Here is a 21,539-nt window from a genome sequence, read left to right as displayed (position 1 = left end):
TTGGCCAATGCGTAAAGTTCGGCCATTTTAGGATGAGTTTTCATCTGGAGCTTCGATATGGATCGACTCGACCGCAAAATCCTGCGTCTTTTGCAGGAAGATTCCACTCTGGCCGTCGCCGATGTCGCCAAGAAGGTGGGTCTGTCGACGACGCCGTGCTGGCGCCGTATCCAGAAGCTGGAAGAAGAAGGCGTCATCCGCAAGCGCGTGGCGCTGCTTAATCCTGTGAAGATCAACGCACGCGTGACGGTATTCGTATCGATTCGGACCAATTCGCACAGCCATGAGTGGCTGCGCAGGTTCTCCGAAGTCATCCAGGAATTTCCCGAGGTGATCGAATTCTACCGCATGAGCGGTGACATCGATTATTTGCTGCGTGTGGTCGTGCCGGACATCGCCGCATATGACGCGTTCTACAAGCGCCTGATCGCCAAGATCGAGATCCGCGACGTATCGTCGTCATTCGCGATGGAGCAGATCAAATACACGACCGAACTGCCGCTCGACTACATGGTTCTGGACAAGGAATCAGCGTCCGCCAGCGCGGCATAGGAATTTTCGTGCAGGCGGGCTGCAAAAGTCCGTCTTCTGAGCTTTTGCTTCTTCCTAATGAAAATTGGCGATCGTGACCCTCAGAGGCGCGAGATCAGGGACGACGTGTCCCAACGCTTTCCGCCCTTGCCCTGAACGTCCTTGTAGAACTGGTCGATTAGGGCGGTGACGGGAAGTTGCGCGCCGTTGCGGTCGGCTTCCTCAAGGCAGATGCCAAGATCCTTGCGCATCCAGTCGACCGCAAAGCCGAAGTCGAATTTGCCATCGTTCATCGTTTTCCAGCGATTTTCCATTTGCCAGGAACCGGCGGCACCCTTGGAAATGACGTCGACGACCTTTTCGATGTCGAGTCCGGCGCGCTTGCCGAAGGCGATCCCTTCGGAGAGCCCCTGAACCAGTCCGGCGATGCAAATCTGGTTGATCATCTTGGTAAGCTGGCCCGCGCCAACCGGCCCCATCAGGCCGACCATGCGTGCATAGGCGTCTATGACCGGCTTTGCCTTTTCAAAGGTCGCTTTATCGCCGCCGCACATGACGGTAAGCACGCCGTTTTCCGCGCCGGCCTGTCCTCCTGAAACCGGCGCATCGATGAAACCGATTCCTTTTCCGCCGGCGGCGGCTGCCAGTTCGCGCGCGACCTCGGCCGACGCGGTCGTGTTATCGATGAAGACCGCGCCGGAAGCCATTGACAAAAAAGCACCATCTTCGCCAAGCGTGATCGCACGAAGGTCGTCGTCATTGCCGACGCATGAGAATACGAAATCGGCGCCACGCGCGGCTTCGGCAGGCGTGGCGGCAGCGGACCCGGAAAATTCCGACGCCCATTTGTCGGCTTTGGACGCGGTGCGATTATAGACGGTGACGTCATGGCCGCCCTTTACCTTGAGATGACCCGCCATCGGGTATCCCATCACACCCAGTCCCAAAAACGCTACCTTGGCCATCGTCGTCTCCCTCAGCTTTTTCCGGCAAGCCCAAATCGGGCTGAAATGAAATCCGCGATATCGGCTATGTCATCGATACCGAAGACGGGCAAGGTTTCGTCCGGAATTGCGCGATCCGAGGCGACGGCGATGATATTCGGATCGTCCTTGGAAAGCGGGCGTGTGTCCTTCGCATCTGTGCGGCGCAACTCGATCTTCGGGTGCGCCTCGCGCTTGTAGCCTTCGACGATGACGAGGTCGCAAGGCGAAAGACACGCGAGAATAGCGGAGAGGTCTGGCTCCGCCTCATCGCGCAATTCGTGCATCAAGGCCCAGCGGCTACCCGAGACGATCGCAACTTCATCGGCTCCTGCCGCGCGGTGGCGAAAAGAGTCCGTTCCCGCCTTGTCGATGTCGAAGGCGTGATGCGCGTGCTTGACCGTCGAAACTCTCAATCCGCGCGCGACGAACTCGGCGACGAGGCGCTCCGTCATCGTCGTCTTGCCCGAGTTCTTCCATCCGGTGATGCCGATGACGCGATGGTTCATGGCGAAAGTTTCGCGATACGTGTGGCCGTCGTCAAATCCTGAGGCGTATTGATGTTGAAGAACGGGTCGAACGGGTTGTCTTCGAAATCGACCGAGACATAGCCGTAATTTTCGAGAAATGTCATGACCCGCCGCGTGTCGCCACCCGCGAGGAACGTTTCGAGGGGTTCCAGAGCGGCAAGTGGCCACAACGCGAACACTGGGTGATGACGGCCGCCGCTTTTAGCCACGACGATTCCGGAAGATGCGTTGTCAGCCAGACGCTCCACCAGATTTGCGGGAAAGAACGGCGTATCGACGGCGATTGTCGCAAGACGCTCGCACCCATTCGCCTTTGCCCAGTTCATGCCGGCCAGAACGCCTGCCAGTGGCCCGTCGAAGGTAGATGTGGCGTCGGGAAGGACCGGAAGTGATTGGCCGGTGATCGGCGTGTTCGCATTGATGGCAATTGCCGTGACCTGCGGTGCCAGGCGAGCGATCGCGCGTTGAAGCAAGGAGACGCCGTCGATTTCGACAAACGCCTTGTCGGGGCCTTCCATGCGTGACGACCGGCCCCCGGCCAGAATGACGCCCGCGATGCTCATTGTGCGAGTTCGCCTTTACGACGCGCGACATTGAGTACGTAGAATGTTGCCAGCACGGCGAAGACGGACGATCCCAACATGACGAGCATGAGCGGGGAAGGTCCGGTGGTCGGGCCGAGAAGAAAACCGGCCAACAGCGCGAGACCGGCACCGCCGCCGATCTGAAGGGAGCCGCCGAGACCAGATGCGGAGCCCGCAATGTGGGGACGCACGCTGACGATGCCGGCGATGGCGTTTGGCAGCGCCAGCCCGTTTCCCATGCCGACGAAGATCATTGGCAGGAATATGGTGAGGGTGTTGACCATGCCGAAGGCTATGAAAGCCAATGCTGAAAGGGGACCCAAGATGCTGACGATGCTTCCTGCCAGCATCATCGAATTGATTCCGATCTGACGCGAGAAGCGGCCCGACAGGAAATTGCCGACGATATACCCCATCGAGACGAAGCCGAAGTAGAACCCGTATTGCGATGGCGACAGGCGCAGTATTTCGCTGGCGACATAGGGGCCGCCGCCCAGAAATGCGAAAAACGAGCCCGACGTAAACGCGGCCGCAAGCGTATATCCCCAGAAGCGTTCGGACGAAAACAGATCCGGATAGGCGTGAAATTGCTGGAGAATCGAACTGGTCGGGGCATCGTTTGTTTCGCCAAGGTCGAGCCAGATAATGAGTGTGGCGACGAGACCGAAACCGAGCGTCAGAAAGAAGGTCGAACGCCAGTCGAACAATTCGTCCAAGACGCCGCCAATGGCTGGTGCAATCATCGGAACGAGCGCCATGGCCATGGTGACGTAGGCGATACGGCTTGCCGCTTCGTCCGGCCCCACAGTGTCTCGGATGATGGCTCGGCTAAGCACGATGCCGGCTGCTGAAAATGCCTGCAGCACGCGGCAAACCATCAAGGCTCCGAGCGATGGCGCGAAGGGGGCGGCAGCCGTGCCGACAAGAAAAACGGCGAAACAGCACAAAAGAACCGGACGCCGGCCGAAGCGGTCGGAGGCGGGACCGATGAGAAGTTGAAGAATGGCGACCGCGAAAAGGTAGAGCGTGACCGCGAACTGCACGACGGCATATGGCGCGTCGAAATGGCGTGCCATCGCCGGCAGCGACGGCAGGAATACATTCATGGCGAGCGCGCTGCTTGCCGTGGCCATGATCAGCGTGAAAATATGGGGAGGCGTCATAGCGCGCCGACTGGGCGCGGCGCTCATCGGGGCACGCTGAACAGGTTAATCATGGCGTTTACCACGCCGTACATCGCCATGTAACAAGCCATCTCAAACTCCGTCCGGTGCCATGGCGGGGCCGGTCGCTTCGGCGGCTGGCTGGCTCTTGCCGACATTGCGCTCCCGGTAGAGCGTATAGATTCCAGAGGCGACCACGATCGACGCGCCAAGGATCATCATTGCGTCCGGCACCTCACCGAACATGACGAAACCGAGCAGGATGGCCCATATGAGAGCCGTGTAGCGAAAGGGCGCGACAAACGAAATGTCGCCAGCGCGCATGGCCATGATGATGAACTGATAGCCGACGATGACGAGAACCGCAGCAGTGAGCAGGGGAACGGTGGTCGGCACGGTAAGATCGGTCCAGCCGCCATAGGGAACGATCAGAGCGCCGCCCGCGAGCGTCACGAACAGAGCGGTGGCGAAGGAGATGGCAAGCGAGGGAATTTCATCGGGTATGCGCCGCGTAATCAGATCGCGCATGGCGCAGAAGGCAACGCACAAGAGCACAAGCATCGAATAGGAGTTGAACCCTTCGAAGCCCGGCCGCACGATGATCATCACACCGGCGAAGCCGACGAGAATCGCGGTCCACCGCCGCCAGCCAACGGGCTCGTTCATGAAAAGCGCCGCCCCCATCGTAACCGCCAGCGGCAACGCCTGCAGGATCGCCGAGACATTGGCGAGCGGCATGTGCGCAAGGGCGGCAAGAAAACAAAGCGTACCGCCGACTTCGCCGAGCGCGCGTACAGCGACCAGCGGCCGGCGCAGCGACGCGAGCGATGACAAAACGCGCGCATGCCAGGCGAGCAGGCCGATCATCGTGGTGGCGAACATACCCCGCACGAACATGACCTGCGCCGCGTTCAACTCGTGGATGACCGTCTTCGTCAGCGCGTCGTTGACCGTAAAACCGGCCATCGAGATGGCCATGAACATCGCTGCACGCAGATTGGGAGATGAGGTCACGGCACGGCCCGGTAACAGGAGGTGCCAATGCCACTAGATTGATCGGAGCGCCCATGCAATGGGCAGCGCACGCAATGCGTTAGCTCAGCCCCCGGTCACGCTCATATGGCGCGAAACGGATGGGCGGTTGGTACGCCTGTCGATGACGAAATCATGCCCTTTCGGCTTGCGGCCGATAGCTTCGTCGATCGTCTGCGATAAAAGTTCGTTGCCTTCCGAGGCACGCAGTGCGGCACGCAAATCCGCCGCGTCGTCCTGTCCGAGACACATATAGAGCGTACCTGTACAGGTCAGCCTCACGCGGTTGCAGCTTTCGCAAAAATTATGGGTCATCGGCGTGATGAAGCCGAGGCGACCTCCCGTCTCGGCGACCTCCACATAGCGCGCTGGCCCGCCGGTCTTGTAGGGAATGTCGCTGAACGTGAATTCTCGTTCCAGATCGGCGCGCAGAACCGAAAGCGGCAGATACTGATCCGTTCGGTCCTCGTCGATCTCGCCCATCGGCATTGTTTCGATGACGGTCATATCCATGCCGCGACCATGCGCCCAGCGGAGCATGTCGGGAATTTCGCGGTCATTGAAGCCTTTAAGGGCAACCGCGTTGATCTTGATCTTGAGGCCCGCCGCCTGCGCGGCGTCGATGCCGGCCATAACCTTGCCGATCTCGCCCCAGCGCGTGATCTGCTTGAATTTGACCGGATCGAGCGTATCCAGAGACACGTTGATCCGCCGTACGCCATGCGCAGCAAGCTCGGAGGCAAAGCGTGAAAGCTGCGAGCCGTTTGTCGTCAGCGTCAACTCTTCCAGCGCACCGCTATCGAGATGCCGCGCGAGATCGCCGATGAGATGCATGATGTTTTTGCGTACCAGCGGCTCGCCGCCGGTCAGACGCAGTCTGCGCACGCCCTTTTCGATGAAGACTGTGCAGAGCCGGTCGAGTTCTTCGAGGCTCAATAGGTTCTTCTTGGGCAGGAACGTCATGTTTTCCGCCATGCAATAGGTGCAGCGGAAATCGCAGCGATCCGTCACGGAAACGCGCAAATAGGAAATCGCTCGTCCGAAAGGATCGATCATCGCCGGGTTGGCGGCCGAAATGGTGTTGCCTTCAATGCCCATGGCCGCAATTTCGTTATCTTTGTCGACTTATGCAAGCCTCGCGCCCTTCAAACTCTGGCAAATCACGCCGAATTCAGGCAAATCCGGATCGTTGATAAAGGGGAAAACCATGCGGGCACCATCCGAATTGCGCGTTTCGAAGGATCGGCGCATGCTGACCGTGATTTTCTCCGATCATGCGCCGATCGCGCTCGACGCCGAACTGCTGCGCGTCACCTCGCCGTCGGCGGAGGTGCAGGGCCACTCCCCGGAACAGCGCGTGACGGTGCCCGGCAAGCGTAATGTCGCGATCTCTCGCATGGAGCCTGTTGGAAATTACGCAGTGCGTATCATCTTTGACGATGGACACGACACCGGCATCTTTACATGGGCCTATCTGCATGAATTGGGGCATGAAAAAGACGCCCGCTGGCAGGTCTATCTGGACGAACTTGCGGCAAAGGGCCTTTCACGCGGCTGAAAGGGGAGACGATGACGCGGATCACTACCGTCGAGCAACTTGAAGAACTGTACGGCCAGCCCGGTCAGGCCGCGCTGGTCAAGGAACTGGACCGGATCATTCCCGAATATGCGGCTTTCATCGAAGCCTCGCCGTTCGTTGCGCTCGCTACGGTTGGCGATGAGGGGCTCGATTGTTCGCCGCGCGGTGACAGGCCGGGTTTCGTGCGCATTGGCGATGAGCGCACGCTCCTGATGCCCGACAGGCGTGGAAACAACCGCATCGATTCGCTGCGCAACATTGTCCGCGATGGTCGGGTTGCGCTGCTTTTTCTGGTTCCGGGATCGGGAACGATGCTGCGCATCAATGGCCGCGCGACGATCGAGACGGATGCTGCGCTGCGTGAGACTTTCGCGGTGAACGAGGCCGCGCCGCGCTCGGTCATCCGTATCGCCGTCGACGCCGTCTATTTCCAGTGCGCTCGTGCCGTCCAGCGCTCGAACCTTTGGAAGCCCGAGCTATGGGATGACATTGACAACCTGCCGACGCCCGGCAGGATTCTGGAAGTCACCAGCAGGCGCGAGATCGACGGTGCCGCTTACGATGCCGAATGGCCCGGCCGTGCAGCAAAGAGCATGTGGTAGGCGATTAGCTCTTCGGCTTAGGCTCCTCGATTGGCAGCCCGGCTTTCTTCCAGGCGCCGAACCCGCCCTCGATATGCTTGACCGGTTCGAGGCCCATGTCCTGCGCTGTCTTGGTGGCAAGGGCGGAGCGAAGCCCGCCCGCGCAGAAGAAGACAAACGTCTTGCCCGAGGCGAAAACGTCCTTGTGATAAGGGCTTTCCGGGTCGATCCAGAATTCGAGCATGCCGCGCGGCGCATGGAATGCGCCGGCGACCCGGCCGTCACGTTCCAGTTCACGCGGGTCGCGGATGTCGACGAGCACCACGTCATCGCGTTTTGCCAGTTCGCTCGCTTCAGCCGGTGAGACCGCCTCGATCTCGGCATTGGCCTCGGCCACCAGCGCCTTGTAGCCCTTCTTCATGTCTTCCTCCCATCAATCCTCACGATTTCATCCTAGCTCAGATTGAGCGCCTTGAAGAAGTCGTTGCCCTTGTCGTCGATAACGACGAAAGCCGGAAAATCCTCAACCTCGATACGCCAGATCGCTTCCATGCCAAGTTCGGGATATTCGACGACCTCGACTTTTTTGATGCAGTCCTGCGCGAGTCGAGCGGCCGGGCCGCCGATCGAGCCGAGATAGAACCCACCATGCCGCCCGCATGCCTCGCGCACCTGGCGCGAACGGTTGCCCTTGGCGAGCATCACCATCGAGCCGCCGAAGGACTGGAACTGGTCGACATAGGAATCCATGCGACCGGCCGTCGTCGGCCCGAAAGAGCCGGACGCGTATCCCGTCGGTGTCTTCGCGGGTCCGGCATAGTAGATCGGATGGTTCTTGAAATAGTCGGGCATCGGCTCCCCGCGCTCCAGCCGCTCGCGGATTTTCGCATGCGCGAGATCGCGTGCCACGATGATCGACCCGGAGAGGGAAAGTCTCGTCTTGACCGGATATTGCGAGAGTTCCTGCAAAATGTCCGCCATCGGGCGATTAAGGTCGATCTTGACGACATGCGAGGTCAGCTTGTCCTCGTCGATATCGGGCATGTAGCGGGCGGGGTTGGTCTCCAGCTCTTCGATGAAGATGCCGTCTTTCGTGATCTTGCCCTTGGCCTGACGATCCGCCGAGCAGGAGACGCCAAGGCCAATCGGCAGTGACGCGCCATGGCGGGGCAGGCGGATGACGCGCACGTCGTGGCAGAAATACTTTCCGCCGAACTGCGCGCCGACGCCCATCTGCTGCGTCATCTTGTGGACCTCGGCTTCCATTTCGAGGTCGCGGAAGGCATGGCCGGTCTCGTCGCCTGACGTCGGCAACCCGTCGAGATAGCGGGTCGAGGCGAGCTTGACGGTCTTGAGGTTCATCTCAGCAGAGGTGCCGCCGATCACGATGGCGAGGTGATAGGGTGGGCAGGCGGCGGTGCCGAGCGTCAGGATCTTCTCTTTCAGGAACTCGAGCAGCCGCTCGCGCGTCATCAGCGAGGGCGTGCCCTGATAAAGAAACGTCTTGTTGGCTGAGCCGCCACCCTTGGCGACGAACAGGAATTTGTAGGCGTCCTCGCCCTCTTCATAGATGTCGATCTGCGCGGGCAGATTGTTCTTCGTATTCTTTTCCTCGAACATCGAAATCGGTGCGAGCTGAGAATAGCGCAAATTCTTTCGTTCATAGGCATCGAGCACGCCCTGGCCGAGCGCGTCGGCATCGCCGCCTTCGGTCCATACGCGGCGCCCCTTCTTGCCCATGATGATCGCGGTGCCCGTGTCCTGGCACATCGGGAGCACGCCGCCAGCCGCGATGTTCGCGTTCTTCAAAAGGTCGTAGGCGACGAAGCGATCATTGTCGGTTGCTTCCGGGTCTTCGAGGATCGAGGCAAGCTGCTTGAGGTGGCCGGGCCGCAGGAGATGGTTGATGTCTGCAAACGCCGTTTCGCTAAGCAGGCGCAGCCCCTCCGTATCGACGGTTAGCACGTCCTGACCACGAAAGCGCTCCACCGAGACGAAGTCGGATGTCAGCTTGCGGTAGGGCGTCTCGTCGGCAGACAGGGGGAAAAGTTCGGCGCTCGCGTAGTCGGCCATGAAATGGGATCTCCTCAGGTAACCGGTCGCGCGCTTCTTAGAACCTTTCTCATCTGGTTTGAAGTGCGATGAGCGTGGCATTCGTGCATGCATCTGCCGCTAAAATGCCGTTGCGTAAAAATGCAAGGTTGCCCGAATCGGCGACCTCGCCATAGCGTCATCGTGATCACGAAGGGGCGGGGGTTTGCAATTTGGAAACCATATCGGGTTCAAGGTCTGCGCTTGTGCCGGCAGGAGAAGTCAAGCTTGCCGTCGTCCATTTCAACTCATGTCGCGGATTGCTTTGATATGAACGCCGATAGACGCCGCAAGGCTCTGGCCCTTGCCTCAACAGCCCTGATTGCCGCTTTCACGGTTACGGACGCATCCGCGCAAGGTTTGCTCGAACGGTTCTTCGGGAACAATCAGCATAACCGCCCGGTGACCCAGCAGGTCGCGCCGCAGCAGGCTCCAGCGCAGGTTCAGCAAACCCGCCGCGCCCCGGCGCAGGCGCCGCGCGTGACAGGCCCGCAATATTACACCTACAAAACCGATACGCTTTCGAAGGTCGATTTTTCAGCCATAAAGATCATGCCTGCGGCCCTCGTTACGCCGGGGATCGATCATGGAACGGTCGGCGCGACGCGCAAGGCTTCGGCTGACGAGACGGCGCGAAGCGTCTCACTCGATGAAGGCAGCCTCGAGGACGCGGTGGAAAAGGTGCTGGCGAACGAAGCCGACGCGCCGTCGAGCGAAATGCGCCGACGCATGAGCGCCCGCGAAGGCGAGGCGGTCAGAACGATCGCTAGCGCCAGCCCGAAGCTTGAGATCGATGTCGTCCGCGCACCAGACATCACCGAAATATCGGTTCCGATGCTGGCGAATGCGCTGGATGATCTCGTTTCTTACGAGCTTTATGCTGAAAAGTCGGTCGGTGACGCGATTGTCGCGCATTATTCGCAGGTTCCCGATTTTATCTGGACGACCGACACGCAAATCAGCGACGCTGGCCGTGCCGTGATGCGCGAGCTTGCTGATGCGGACGCGTACGGTCTCAATCCTGGTGATTATGCCGTGAGGATGCCATCTGGACAGGATGCTGCCGCGCTGGCGAAATTTGAGATGGCGCTTTCGGCGCGTATCCTGCGCTACGCCCGTGATGTCCATGGCGGCCGTGTCGATCCAAACCGCATTTCCGGCTATCACGATTTCGAACTGAAGACTGTCGACTACGCCAAGCTTCTGGCGTCGCTTGCTGCCGGTGACGATACGCGTGAGGTGCTGCGCGCGCTGCACCCGCAAAATGCGTTTTACAAGGCCATGCAGGTCGAGCTGGAAGAACTGCGTGCGAGCCAAGAAAATTCCATCGTCATCGCGTCGGACACGTTCGTACGTCCGGGCCAGTCGAACGTCGAACTGCCGAAAATCGTCCAGCTCATCGAGAAGGAGGCGGATGCCGAGTTCCTTGCTGAACATGGTGCCGCCATCGATCGAAATCGCACCAGCGAATTCTACGGCGATGATCTTGTGCCGGTGATCCGCGCGGCACAGGCCAAGCGCAATTTGCAAGTCGACGGCATTATCGGGCCGCGCACGGTTGTCGCCTTCGCGGGTGAAACAAAGGCATCCCGGATCGAAAAGGTGAAGCTTGCCATGGAGCAGCTTCGCTGGCTGCCGTCCGATCTCGGCGAGCGCTACGTCTTTTTGAACACGCCGTCGGCGAAGGCGACCTATGTGGAAGACGGTCGCGAGAAATTCTCGATGCGTACGGTTGTCGGCTCGAAGGCGACGCAGACCTACTTCTTCGATGACGAGATTTCATACGTCGAGTTTCACCCCTATTGGGGCGTGCCACGCTCGATCATCGTGAACTCACATCTGCCGCGTCTTTACAACGACCCGTCCTATTTCGACCGCAACGGCTTCGAGGTGACAGATCGCAACGGACGACGCATCCCCTCGTCCGCGATCAACTGGACGCAGTATGGCGCGAACATTCCCTACAATGTGCGCCAGCGCCCGGGCCCGAACAATGCCCTTGGCGAACTGAAGATCATGTTCCCCAACGAACATGCGATCTATATGCACGACACGCCCGACAAATCGTTGTTCAAGCGAGACAATCGCGCGCTTTCCAACGGTTGCATCCGGCTGGAAGACCCACGCCTTATGGCGGCCGCCGTACTCGGCTGGGACCGTGCGCGCGTTGACCAGCGTCTGGCGGGAGAGCACGGTCGCAACAATCTCGACATCAAGTTTCCCGTCTATGTGGCCTATTTCACGGCTTGGCCCGAAGCTGGCGGCAAGATGGGCTACTATCCCGATGTCTACGATCGCGATTTGAAGACGCGCGAAGCCATGGAGCGCATTGAAACCGCAAGGGCGCCGTCGATCTGACGGCGTTCGCTAGCCCGCCTGGGCGTCGTGTGGCCAGCGCGCCCGCCGAATGCGTGAGCGCAGCGGATCACCGTGAGATATGAAAGAATGGTGGGCGCGACAGGGATTGAACCTGTGACCCTTCGCGTGTGAAGCGAATGCTCTCCCGCTGAGCTACGCGCCCTCGAACGACTGGCGCTCGAAGACGTCCGGCGAACCGGACGTGGCCCGCGTATAGGGGCAAGCGGCGGCGTCCGTCAAGCGGTCTTGAGCGGTCTTCCCGCTGCCGCAGCGAGCAGTCGATCGGCAAGGTCGATGGTCAGTTCGTCATAGTGCGAGATGATGTGCGACGGCTCGAATTCGCGCACATGCCGGTCGGTATATCCGAAATCGACGGCAACGACTGGAATGCCGGCCGCTTGCGCGGTTTTGATGTCCGTTTCCGAATCGCCGACCATGATCGCGTTGGCCGGATCGCCGCCGGCGCGCGCGATCGTCTCGATCAGATGTCGTGGGTCGGGCTTGCGGAACGCGAAAGTGTCCTGTCCGCAGATGGCGCGGAAGCGCTCGTGAAGGCCAAGGCCGGTCAGGAGAGTTACCGACATCACCTCTAACTTGTTGGTGCAGACAGCGGTCAGATAGCCGGCCGCCTCGAACCGATCGAGTGCGTCGACGACACCGCCATAAGGCTTGGATTCTCCGGGCATGCCGTTCGTGTAGTGTTCCAGAAAGATATCGAACAGTTCCTTCAGCCGGGCGTCGGAAAGCACCTTCTGCTTTGCGGCATAGGCCCGTTCGATCATGACCTTCGCGCCCATGCCGACATAGCGCGTCATCTTGATCTTGTCGGCAATGGGAACGCCGTCCAGTGCAAGGCAATGGTTGAGGCTCGCCATCAGGTCGGGCGCGGTGTCGACGAGCGTGCCATCGAGGTCGAAAACGATGATGGGAGCGGTCATGAGAATCTCACAGATTGACGTTGCGGCGGGTGTATCGGCTCGCTGGAAGGCACGCAAGACGACGGAACCGGTTTGCGCGAAACCTTGAAGATGCTAGAGCCTTGCCGGAAAGAGGACCACCATGGACGCAAGAGCGCTGAAAATCGAAGCCGCACGGATTGCCTTGTCGCATGTCGAGCCGGGCATGAAGCTGGGTATCGGAACCGGCTCGACAGCAGAGGAATTCGTCCGACTGCTCGCGGCGCGCGTTTCGGAGGGGCTGGAGATTATCGGGGTGCCGACATCCGAACGCACCGCGCAGCTTTGTCATGATCTGGGTGTTCCGCTGGCAACGCTGGACGAGGAGCCGGCGCTCGATCTGACGATCGATGGCGCGGACGAGATCGGTCCCGGTCTTTCGCTGATCAAGGGCGGCGGCGGAGCGTTGCTGCGAGAGAAGATCGTTGCATATGCGTCGAAGCGCATGATCGTGATCGCCGATTCGTCGAAACTGGTCGAGACGCTCGGCCGGTTCCCGCTCCCGATAGAGGTGAACGCGTTCGGCATGCGTGCGACGCAAAGCGCTATAGAGGCGGCCGCAGCCGCGCTGGGGCTGTCCGGTGCGATTGCCACGCGCATGAAGGATGGCGCGCCGTTCACGACCGATGGCGGCCATTTCATTTTGGACGCATCTTTTGGCCGTATTCCCGACCCACAGGCATTGTCGGATGCGTTGCATGCGATCCCCGGGGTCGTCGAGCATGGCTTGTTTCTGCAATTGGCCGATCTGGCGGTCGTGGCCGAACCGGATGGCGTGAAGACAATCGACGATCTGTGAGCGTCGACCAACAAGGAGATTTCTCGAAAATGAATTTGAGATATGCCGGCATGGCGTTCGCTGCAGCGGCGGCGATCACGATTGGAGCACAGGGCTCCGTTTACGCGCAGGATATTTCCGCCGGCCATCTGAGCGCCGCGCGCACTGCCGTAGGCGCGATCGGTGCGACGGACGAGTTCGACAATATCCTTCCACAGGCGGCAATGATGCTGAAGGGTGAACTCACCCAGAACAACCCCGACCAATCGCAACTGATCAGCCAGACGGTCGATGAGAAGGCCCTGGGGCTGGCCTCGCGGCGCTCCGACCTCGAAAACGAAGCGGCGACTGCCTTCGCGCGCGTTTTCAGCGAGGAAGAACTGAACGCGATTTCGGAGTTCTACAATTCCGAGACGGGACGCAAGTTGATCGAGCAGGGCCCGCAGGTGACGCGCGAAGTCCTGCAGGCAGCCAATATCTGGCAGTCGGGGGTTATGCGCGATCTCGCGACGCAGGTAGGCACCGAACTGCAAGGCCAGCTTGCCAACCCCGTCGAAGGGGCTCCGGCGCAACCCGCGCCGCAGTAAGCTGACATCCTGCCAAATGAAGCCCGGCTACGCGCCGGGCTTTTCTTTTTGCGGTCGCATACCTATTCCTTCGGCTTCGCGATTGCATTCCATCCGCATAGAAAGGCTGATCCATGACCCAGTATGACTACGACCTTTTCGTCATAGGCGGTGGATCGGGCGGCGTGCGGGCAGGGCGCGTCGCAGCTTCGCTCGGCAAGAAGATCGCAATCGCCGAGGAATATCGTTTCGGCGGTACATGCGTCATACGGGGCTGCGTTCCAAAGAAGCTCTTCGTCTACGCTTCGCAATTTCCCGAGCATTTCGAGGACGCCGCCGGTTACGGCTGGACCGTCGGCGAGCGCAGCTTCGACTGGAAAACGCTGATCGCCAACAAGGACCGTGAAATCGCTCGGCTCGAAGGGCTTTATCGCAAGGGGCTCGACAATGCCGGCGCGACGATGTTCGAGAGCCGCGCCGTTCTGGAGGATGCCCATACCGTTCGCATTCTCGCCGAGAACCGCACGGTCACGGCCGAGACGATCCTGATCGCGACGGGCGGGCATCCAAGCCTGCATCCTGCTCTTCCAGGCTCCGAATACTGCATCACATCCAACGAAGCGTTCCACCTCGACGAACTGCCCAAGTCGATCATAATCGCGGGCGCGGGCTACATCGCCATCGAGTTCGCCAATATCTTTCATGGGCTGGGCGTCGAAACGACCATCGTCTACCGCGGCAAGGAAATATTGTCGTCCTTCGACAAGGACTTGCGCACGGCACTTCATGTCGAAATGGAAGCCAAGGGCATCAAGTTCGTTTTTGGCGAGATTTTCAAAAAGGTCGAGAAGCGCGACGATGGAAGGCTTGATGTCCATACGAGCGGCGGCCGCACACTGACCACCGATCAGGTCATGCTGGCGATTGGCCGCAGTCCGAATACGGTCGGCCTCGGCCTGGAAGCCGCCGGCGTCGGGACCGGCCCGAAGGGCGAAGTGATTGTCGACGAGTATTCGCGCACCAATGTGGAAAACATCTACGCACTCGGCGATGTGACCGATCGCGTCCAGCTTACGCCGGTCGCGATCCATGAAGCGATGTGCTTCGTGGACACGGTCTATCGCGGCAAGCCGAGCAAGCCGGATCACGAGACGATTGCGACGGCGGTTTTCTCCCAACCGGAACTCGGCACTGTCGGGCTGTCGGAAGAAGATGCCGTTAGGCGCTACGACGAACTGGAAATCTACACAGCCACATTCAGGCCGATGCGCCACACGCTCTCCGGCCGCATGGAAAAGATGGTGATGAAGCTCGTCGTCGATGCGGCGAGCCGTAAAGTCGTCGGCGCGCATGTGCTCGGCGTCGATGCGGGCGAGATGGCGCAGCTTCTGGGCATCGCGGTCAAGGCAGGGCTGACGAAGGAAGACTTCGACCGCACGACGGCCGTGCATCCAACAGCGGCCGAAGAACTCGTGACAATGTACCAGCCAAGCTACCGCGTGAAAAACGGCGAGCGGATCGACTGATCCTCGATTAGTCGGTCAGCCCGATTGCCTGGCGCAGCGCGGCATCCGATACGTCGCCGCTGCGAAGGAGGCGGGTGCCGTCCTTATAGGTAACAGCGATCAGGTCGTAGTCTGCGAACAGTGCGAACGTTTCGCATGGGAGCCGTTCACCTGCCGTCGTTACAAGCCCGGCGTCGCCCCGGCACGTAAAATCTCGCAGCGATTGCGATGCCGTGGGCCCGAAGAATATGCCGGCAATGGCACATACGCCGAGAATTACGACCTCGCGCCAAGGGCGTTTGAGATTGAAAGCGACCGGCAGCAGGACGATGGCCGCAAGCACCGTTAAGATGACCATGGCTACTTCCAGCATGACAAAGGCGACGCCGGTAATGACAACGACCGTCATGGCCAGAGCATACCAGGCAAGAAAGCGCCGACGCGCAAATGCCACCCGGATCGCGCGACCCAAATTTTTGAAGGACCGGGATTTCGTCGTGTGCGCACGGCCTGCGCGCCATTGCAGCAGAAGAAAGACGGGTACAGTGAGACGGAACGTGTGCCAGACGAAAATGCCGGCAAGTATGGGAAGGCTGAAGATCTGTGGTGTTCTCAACTCTGGAATGAAAACGATCGAACCGACGATGCCGCCGATTGTAAAAACGAGAGCACCTGCAAGAGACAGGAGGATCGGTGTTTTCTCCCATGATTGCGTTTTGCCCGCTTCATTGCTTAATGCCAATCGATCATTCCTTATGGTGTGGCGACCACTTATCTAACCCATAGCGGCCAAGGCGAAACCCGCACAGGGCGACATTCACGCCGTTTGCCGAACTGGAAACGGGTCTTTGCATGGTGTAACGATGATGCCCAACGGCGCAATGAACGTCGTGAACCATAAGAACAGGTGCAATGATGACGAAGTGGACACCGAATTCCTGGCGCGGCATGCCGATCAGCCAAGTTCCTGCCTATCCGGACTCTGCTGCTCTGGCTGACACCGAACAGCAGCTTGCCAGCTATCCGCCGCTCGTCTTCGCAGGCGAGGCGCGCAAGTTGAAGAAGCAGCTCGCGGCGGTTTCGGCCGGCGAGGCGTTCATGCTTCAGGGCGGCGACTGCGCCGAGAGTTTCGCCGAGCACGGTGCCGACAATATTCGCGATTTCTTCCGCGTCTTCCTGCAGATGGCGGTCGTTCTGACTTTCGGCGGCGCGCAGCCGGTGGTTAAGGTCGGGCGCATCGCCGGCCAGTTCGCTAAGCCGCGTTCGTCCGACACCGAGACGAAGGATGGCGTTACGCTGCCAAGCTATCGCGGTGACATCATCAACGGAATCGAGTTCACGCCCGAGGCGCGCACCCCTGATCCGGCGCGCCAGCGCATGGCGTATCGCCAGTCGGCCGCGACGCTGAACCTTTTGCGTGCTTTCGCGCAGGGCGGCTACGCCAGCCTTGAAAACGTGCATCAGTGGATGCTCGGCTTCGTTTCCGACAGCCCGCAGGCCGAGCGCTACCAGGCGCTCGCGCAGCGTATTTCGGAGACGGTCGATTTCATGCGTGCGGTCGGCATTACGTCCGAAAGCCATCCGGCGCTGCGCGAAACCGATTTCTACACCAGCCATGAGGCGCTTCTTCTGGGCTATGAAGAAGCGATGACGCGCGTCGATTCGACGAGCGGCGACTGGTACGCGACCTCCGGCCACATGATCTGGATCGGCGATCGCACGCGCCAGCCTGATCATGCTCACATCGAATATTGCCGCGGCATCAAGAATCCGCTCGGCCTCAAATGCGGTCCGTCGATGACGCCGGACGGTCTTATCCGGCTGATCGACCTGCTCAATCCGCAAAACGAGGCTGGACGGCTGACGCTGATCGCGCGGTTCGGTTCGGATGCCGTCAGCGAACATCTGCCGAAGCTCATTCGCGCCGTCGAGAAGGAAGGCCGCAAGGTCGTCTGGTCATGCGATCCGATGCACGGCAACACGGTCACGGCGGCGGGCTACAAGACGCGTCCGTTCGACCGTATCCTCAAGGAGGTTCAGTCCTTCTTCGAGGTGCATCAGGCCGAGGGCACGCATGCCGGCGGCATCCATGTCGAGATGACGGGCAAGAACGTGACCGAATGCACCGGCGGTGCGCGTGCCGTTCGTGACGAGGATCTTCAGGATCGTTATCACACGCATTGCGACCCGCGCCTCAATGCGGATCAGGCGCTTGAACTGGCCTTCCTCGTCAGCGAGTTCCTGAACAAGAAGAAGAGCAGCGCGCCGCAAAAGGTCGCCGTCAACGCCTGAGGTTTGATCCTATGGCTTCACCGGCGATCCGCACGACGTGCTGTATCGCCGGTGGTGGCCCGGCCGGAATGATGCTCGGCCTGCTTCTTGCGCGGGCCGGCATCGATGTCGTCGTCATCGAGAAGCACGACGATTTTCTCCGCGACTTTCGTGGCGACACCCTGCACCCGTCCACACTGGAAGTGATGCATGAGCTTGGCCTGTTGGGCGAGCTTCTGAAACTGCCTCATCAGCGGATCGAGGAAATCTCGGCCGAAATGAACGGCCGCCGCTACCCGGTCGGCGATTTTCGTCATCTGCCTGTGACGTGCCCGGCAATCGTGCTGATGCCGCAATGGGATTTCCTCGATTTTCTAAAGCGCAAGGCCGGTGCCTATCCGAATTTTCGCTGCCTGATGAATTGCGAGGCCAAGACACTCGCCAGGCGCAATGGACGCGTCGTCGGTCTTGAAGCAAAGCATGATGATGGGCAGTTAACGATCGAAGCCGATCTCGTCGTGGCGGCGGATGGTCGACGTTCGGTTTTGCGCGACGAGGCAGCGCTTGAGGTCGAGACGCTGGGCGCGCCCATAGATGTGATGTGGTTCAGGGTATCGAGATTAGCGTCAGACACGGACGCGACGGCTGGTCGGTTCGGCGATAAAGGCATTTTCGTTCGCATCTATCGCGGCGACTATTGGCAATGCGGATACGTCGTTCGCAAAGGCGAAGCCGACCACGTCATAGCGCGCGGGATCGATGTTTTCCGCCAAGCGGTTGCCGCTCTGACGCCGTTCGACGAAAAGCGTCTGCGCAAGGACTTGCCGGATTTCGACCCGGTCAGCGTGCTTTCGGTCTCCGTCGACCGGCTGCGCCAATGGCACCGGCCAGGATTTTTGTGCATCGGTGACGCCGCCCACGCGATGTCGCCCGTCGGCGGCGTCGGCATCAACCTTGCCATCCAGGACGCGGTGGCAACTGCGAATATTTTGTCCGGTCCTTTGATGGCAGGGCGGGTAATGGATGCCGATCTTGCTGCCGTCCAGAAACGCCGTCTGTTGCCTGCGCGACTGACGCAGGCAGTGCAGGTCGCTATTCAAAACCGCGTTCTGGCGCCTGCGCTGAAAGGTCGTCGGGCGAATACGGTACCGCTGCCGCTGCGCCTTCTGGACCGGTTTGCGCTATTGCGCCGTATTCCCGCTCGCATGGTCGGCATGGGCGTGCGTCCCGAACACGTGCGGTCGCCGCAAATCATGGCCAAATAGGTCAGGAGCAGCATGCTTTTCGGGTGCGAAAATCGACACCGCGCCAGGATGCACCTTGAAATGCGCGGGCGTCGCGGTGACGATCTCGCCGTCAGTGTTGACAGGCATCGGCCTTTCCGTTTCGACGTCGAATTCGATACAGCGCGCGGTGCGCACCTCGTTCCAGGCACCATGGCGGCCCGAACGGAACGAGCGCATCATCAGCGCGAGCTTCCAGACGTTCGACAATTCGAGGCTGTAGAGATCGAGCGCGCCGTCGTCGATTTCGGCTGATGCCTCGACGACGTTGCCACCACCATAATGACGACCGTTGCCGACTGCGATCTGATAGGTGGACACCTTGATGGGTTCGCCCTTTTCCCTGATGCTCGCCTTGAACGGCCGTGCATTGGTCAGGACGCGGCCGGCGGCAACCGCGTAGCCAAGGCGTCCCCAGCGCTTTTTTGTCTGAGGGTCGAGGGATTGCGCCAGTTCCGTGGAAAGCCCGATGCTGGCGACGTTGAAAAAGGCATGGCCATTCACCGTTCCGACATCGACCTTGCGCAGATGACCGGCCGCGATGACGTCGGCTGCCTGTTGCAAATCCATCGGGATGCCAAGCGTGCGGGCGAGATCGTTGGCGGTTCCCATCGGCATGATGCCCATCGGCAAGCCGCTTTCCATCACGGCAACCGCCGCAGAAGAAACGGTGCCGTCTCCACCGCAAACGACGACGATGTCGGCGATATCGCGAAGCCGCACGACGTCGCGCGCAAGTTCCGGCAACGCTTCGAAGGGCTCGATCGTCACGCTGAGACCGCCGCTACGCAGGCGATTCAATATCGGCTCGATCGGCTCGCCGCCGCGCCGCGCTTTCGGGTTGATCAGGAAAAGGGCATTCTTGCCGTCTTTCACGCGCACATCCTTTTGGTAGCCGGCCCAGCACCGGCTTCGGCGAGATAGGCATCGCCTCCGGTGATTACCAGTCCGAAACCGGGTTACGCGAATGTGCCTTCTGGCGAATGATCGTCCCGGATCGTATGTGAGGCGCCATGACAAACGATCTCGATCCCTCACTGCTGCTGCAGGCGCGTTCCGGCCTGCCGGATGATTTGCGCGTTCTCGTCGAAAAATATCCGCGCGAGGATTGGACCGCACATCCCAATATTCACGGCATGGCGTCGATGTGGCTGCAGCGACATGCCATGTTTCGCGAATTGGGGGGTGTTTTGACAGGCGCGATCACGGATTACCGAGAGGGGCGCAACGACGCCAAGCAATTCGCGCAGTTCTTTGCGCCGCGCCTCAATTTCTTTCTCGGGCAACTCGACGGTCATCACAATATCGAGGACCATCACTATTTCCCGATTTTCGCGCAGGCCGAAAGCCGGTTGAAACGCGGGTTCGAAATCCTCGATTCGGATCATCATCTGATCCACGATGCGCTCGAAATGAATGCACAGACGGCGAATGCATTTTTGCAGGCGCTGGACGGCGATGATGACGCGCAACGCTATGCAGCTGACGCGTATGCCGACGAGAACGCACGGCTTGTCGCGATGCTCGCACGCCATCTCGATGACGAGGAGGATCTGATCATCCCGCTGATACTTGATCGCGGCGACCGCGAACTCGTCGGCTGATGAGGCTAAAGGCGGCAGCGCTGATGAGAATGAGAACCGCAGCGCCGATCAGCTTTTCGTGGGAGCGCAATTCACCGCCGACGAAACGCTCCGCGCCGAGCCCTATGAAGTAGCCGAGGCCGACGAAGAGGAACGTCCACAGAACGCAGGATGCGGCATTGACCGTCACGTATCGCGCGACGGGAATGTCCGACAGGCCGGCGGTGACGGCGCCGACGGTACGCATCCCATAGATATAGCGGTTGAAGAACACGAAGCTGTTCGGATGCGTGCGGACCAGACGCGCTGCATGCGAAAAGCCCGGACGTTCGCGCAGTTTCCGAACGAACGAGTGATTTGCCCACCGCCGCCCGGCCAGGAACATCGCCGTATCGCCGATCAACGCGCCGGCGAAAACCGCTGGAAAGGTAGCGAAAAGATTGACGAGCTTTTGATGGGCGAGAAAACCGGCAGCCAACGCGGCGGTTTCGCCTTCAACGACGCAGCCGATGAACAGGGCGAAAAGCCCGAACCGCCCGATGAGGTCGGTGAGAATGTCGCTCATCGAGGCGTGAGCCTACTCTCGATGCGCTCCAACGCTTCCGTCAGTTGCAAGACGCGCTCGTGCAGAGTGGCGATTTCGCGGTCGCGTATGGCGTCAAGCTTTTCGTGAAGTGCCATGATCTCCAACTCGGCCTTGAGATTGACCGCGTAGTCGTGTTCGGCCTCCAGTCGATCCCGCGCGCCTTGCCGGTTCTGGGACATCATGATGATCGGCGCTTGCAGGGCGGCGACCATCGACAGAACGAGATTGAGAAAGATGAACGGGTAGGGGTCGAACGCGTCGCGCGTCAAGATAATCGTGTTGGCGACGGCCCATACGACCAAAAAGGCTATGAAACCCAGAATAAAGGTCCACGAACCGCCGAACCGCGCGACGATATCGGCAACGCGATCTCCGAACGAGAGCTTTTTATCGTAACTTTCGTTTCGGTTTCGAGTGATTGATCGCCGCTCGGCGGCGGATCTGAGGATGCGGCTTTCGACCTGGTTCGGTGCGCGGCCTTCGCGCTTCGTCCATCGCCTTGCAAGTTCTTCGAGCGTTGCCATCGGTCTTCCATCGTCGCCGGCGTTTCGCGGCGAGAATGCATGGCCGCGCGTCCAC

At 60.1% G+C, this 21,539-nt stretch carries 23 protein-coding genes and 1 tRNA gene; 10 read left to right on the top strand and 14 right to left on the bottom strand.

From position 1 onward, the window contains the following. Positions 1–57: 57 nt before the first annotated feature. Positions 58–552: an Lrp/AsnC family transcriptional regulator gene (locus tag ACX82Z_RS08035; protein WP_252910794.1), complete on the top strand. Its 495-nt coding sequence runs from the start codon at positions 58–60 to the stop codon at positions 550–552. Between the two features lie 80 nt (positions 553–632). Here ACX82Z_RS08035 and ACX82Z_RS08030 read toward each other — a convergent pair whose 3' ends face one another. From ACX82Z_RS08030 to moaA, 6 genes are all read right to left on the bottom strand, one after another. Then, positions 633–1,496 (bottom strand): NAD(P)-dependent oxidoreductase, encoded by an 864-nt coding sequence (locus ACX82Z_RS08030; protein ID WP_459587879.1) that lies wholly within the window; start codon positions 1,494–1,496, stop codon positions 633–635. A gap of 11 nt (positions 1,497–1,507) precedes the next feature. Beyond that, entirely contained in the window at positions 1,508–2,023 is a 516-nt protein-coding gene (mobB, locus tag ACX82Z_RS08025) for a molybdopterin-guanine dinucleotide biosynthesis protein B (RefSeq protein ID WP_459587878.1), read from the bottom strand. Continuing rightward, on the bottom strand, positions 2,020–2,607 hold the full coding sequence (gene mobA / locus ACX82Z_RS08020) for a molybdenum cofactor guanylyltransferase MobA (RefSeq protein ID WP_459587877.1): 588 nt from the start codon (positions 2,605–2,607) through the stop codon (positions 2,020–2,022). The genes mobB and mobA overlap by 4 nt, the downstream gene beginning before the upstream one ends. Beyond that, entirely contained in the window at positions 2,604–3,818 is a 1,215-nt protein-coding gene (locus ACX82Z_RS08015) for a multidrug effflux MFS transporter (RefSeq protein WP_459587876.1), read from the bottom strand. Before ACX82Z_RS08015 ends, mobA begins: the two co-directional genes overlap by 4 nt. 66 nt (positions 3,819–3,884) lie before the next feature. After that, positions 3,885–4,805, bottom strand: a complete 921-nt coding sequence (locus ACX82Z_RS08010; RefSeq protein ID WP_459587874.1) for a DMT family transporter — start codon at positions 4,803–4,805, stop codon at positions 3,885–3,887. Positions 4,806–4,889: 84 nt separating this feature from the next. After that, positions 4,890–5,921: a GTP 3',8-cyclase MoaA gene (moaA, locus tag ACX82Z_RS08005; RefSeq protein ID WP_459587872.1), complete on the bottom strand. Its 1,032-nt coding sequence runs from the start codon at positions 5,919–5,921 to the stop codon at positions 4,890–4,892. A 109-nt stretch (positions 5,922–6,030) separates the two neighbouring features. On the opposite strand from moaA, the gene ACX82Z_RS08000 reads away from it, so the two are divergent. After that, positions 6,031–6,381, top strand: coding sequence for a gamma-butyrobetaine hydroxylase family protein (locus ACX82Z_RS08000; RefSeq protein WP_459587870.1), 351 nt, complete (start codon positions 6,031–6,033; stop codon positions 6,379–6,381). Positions 6,382–6,392: 11 nt separating this feature from the next. After that, entirely contained in the window at positions 6,393–7,004 is a 612-nt protein-coding gene (locus tag ACX82Z_RS07995) for a pyridoxamine 5'-phosphate oxidase family protein (protein ID WP_459587869.1), read from the top strand. 4 nt (positions 7,005–7,008) lie between these two features. Here the strand turns inward: ACX82Z_RS07995 and ACX82Z_RS07990 are convergent, their stop codons facing one another. Both ACX82Z_RS07990 and ACX82Z_RS07985 read right to left on the bottom strand, forming a co-directional pair. After that, entirely contained in the window at positions 7,009–7,404 is a 396-nt protein-coding gene (locus ACX82Z_RS07990) for a rhodanese-like domain-containing protein (protein WP_459587867.1), read from the bottom strand. A gap of 32 nt (positions 7,405–7,436) precedes the next feature. After that, a complete protein-coding gene (locus ACX82Z_RS07985; RefSeq protein WP_459587865.1) occupies positions 7,437–9,056 on the bottom strand; it encodes a fumarate hydratase in 1,620 nt (539 codons plus the stop codon). A gap of 288 nt (positions 9,057–9,344) precedes the next feature. Here ACX82Z_RS07985 and ACX82Z_RS07980 point away from each other — a divergent pair, with 288 nt between their 5' ends. Next, positions 9,345–11,432 (top strand): L,D-transpeptidase family protein, encoded by a 2,088-nt coding sequence (locus ACX82Z_RS07980; RefSeq protein WP_459587863.1) that lies wholly within the window; start codon positions 9,345–9,347, stop codon positions 11,430–11,432. Between the two features lie 88 nt (positions 11,433–11,520). On the opposite strand, the gene ACX82Z_RS07975 is transcribed toward ACX82Z_RS07980, so the two are convergent. Both ACX82Z_RS07975 and ACX82Z_RS07970 read right to left on the bottom strand, forming a co-directional pair. Further along, positions 11,521–11,595 (bottom strand) — tRNA-Val (locus ACX82Z_RS07975). A gap of 73 nt (positions 11,596–11,668) precedes the next feature. After that, positions 11,669–12,370, bottom strand: a complete 702-nt coding sequence (locus tag ACX82Z_RS07970; RefSeq protein ID WP_459587861.1) for a phosphoglycolate phosphatase — start codon at positions 12,368–12,370, stop codon at positions 11,669–11,671. 121 nt (positions 12,371–12,491) lie between these two features. Between ACX82Z_RS07970 and rpiA the strand changes: the two genes are divergently transcribed. The 3 genes from rpiA (at position 12,492) to gor (ending at position 15,258) form a co-directional block, all read left to right on the top strand. Then, positions 12,492–13,187, top strand: a complete 696-nt coding sequence (rpiA, locus tag ACX82Z_RS07965) for a ribose-5-phosphate isomerase RpiA (protein WP_459587859.1) — start codon at positions 12,492–12,494, stop codon at positions 13,185–13,187. A 29-nt stretch (positions 13,188–13,216) separates the two neighbouring features. Then, positions 13,217–13,753 carry a DUF2059 domain-containing protein gene (locus ACX82Z_RS07960; protein WP_459587857.1) on the top strand — a complete coding sequence of 179 codons (537 nt, stop codon included), beginning with the start codon at positions 13,217–13,219 and terminating at the stop codon, positions 13,751–13,753. A 113-nt stretch (positions 13,754–13,866) separates the two neighbouring features. Next, complete coding sequence (gor, locus tag ACX82Z_RS07955) at positions 13,867–15,258, top strand: glutathione-disulfide reductase (protein ID WP_459587855.1); 1,392 nt, start codon at positions 13,867–13,869, stop codon at positions 15,256–15,258. A 7-nt stretch (positions 15,259–15,265) separates the two neighbouring features. Here the strand turns inward: gor and ACX82Z_RS07950 are convergent, their stop codons facing one another. Further along, positions 15,266–15,979, bottom strand: coding sequence for a hypothetical protein (locus tag ACX82Z_RS07950; protein WP_459587853.1), 714 nt, complete (start codon positions 15,977–15,979; stop codon positions 15,266–15,268). Positions 15,980–16,152: 173 nt separating this feature from the next. On the opposite strand from ACX82Z_RS07950, the gene ACX82Z_RS07945 reads away from it, so the two are divergent. Beyond that, complete coding sequence (locus tag ACX82Z_RS07945; protein WP_459587851.1) at positions 16,153–17,529, top strand: class II 3-deoxy-7-phosphoheptulonate synthase; 1,377 nt, start codon at positions 16,153–16,155, stop codon at positions 17,527–17,529. 11 nt (positions 17,530–17,540) lie between these two features. After that, complete coding sequence (locus ACX82Z_RS07940) at positions 17,541–18,773, top strand: FAD-dependent oxidoreductase (RefSeq protein ID WP_459587849.1); 1,233 nt, start codon at positions 17,541–17,543, stop codon at positions 18,771–18,773. On the opposite strand, the gene ACX82Z_RS07935 is transcribed toward ACX82Z_RS07940, so the two are convergent. Next, complete coding sequence (locus ACX82Z_RS07935; RefSeq protein ID WP_459587847.1) at positions 18,690–19,667, bottom strand: lipid kinase; 978 nt, start codon at positions 19,665–19,667, stop codon at positions 18,690–18,692. The two genes, ACX82Z_RS07940 and ACX82Z_RS07935, sit on opposite strands and share 84 nt — an antisense overlap. A 137-nt stretch (positions 19,668–19,804) precedes the next feature. On the opposite strand from ACX82Z_RS07935, the gene ACX82Z_RS07930 reads away from it, so the two are divergent. After that, positions 19,805–20,395: a hemerythrin domain-containing protein gene (locus ACX82Z_RS07930; RefSeq protein ID WP_459587845.1), complete on the top strand. Its 591-nt coding sequence runs from the start codon at positions 19,805–19,807 to the stop codon at positions 20,393–20,395. Here the strand turns inward: ACX82Z_RS07930 and ACX82Z_RS07925 are convergent. Next, positions 20,349–20,939: a DedA family protein gene (locus tag ACX82Z_RS07925; RefSeq protein ID WP_459587844.1), complete on the bottom strand. Its 591-nt coding sequence runs from the start codon at positions 20,937–20,939 to the stop codon at positions 20,349–20,351. The two genes, ACX82Z_RS07930 and ACX82Z_RS07925, sit on opposite strands and share 47 nt — an antisense overlap. Further along, positions 20,936–21,484 (bottom strand): DUF1003 domain-containing protein, encoded by a 549-nt coding sequence (locus tag ACX82Z_RS07920; RefSeq protein WP_459587842.1) that lies wholly within the window; start codon positions 21,482–21,484, stop codon positions 20,936–20,938. The genes ACX82Z_RS07925 and ACX82Z_RS07920 overlap by 4 nt, the downstream gene beginning before the upstream one ends. Between the last annotated feature and the right edge of the window lie 55 nt (positions 21,485–21,539).

Source organism: Aliihoeflea sp. PC F10.4 (assembly GCF_054612275.1).
This window is presented reverse-complemented; position numbering and strand designations above follow the sequence as displayed.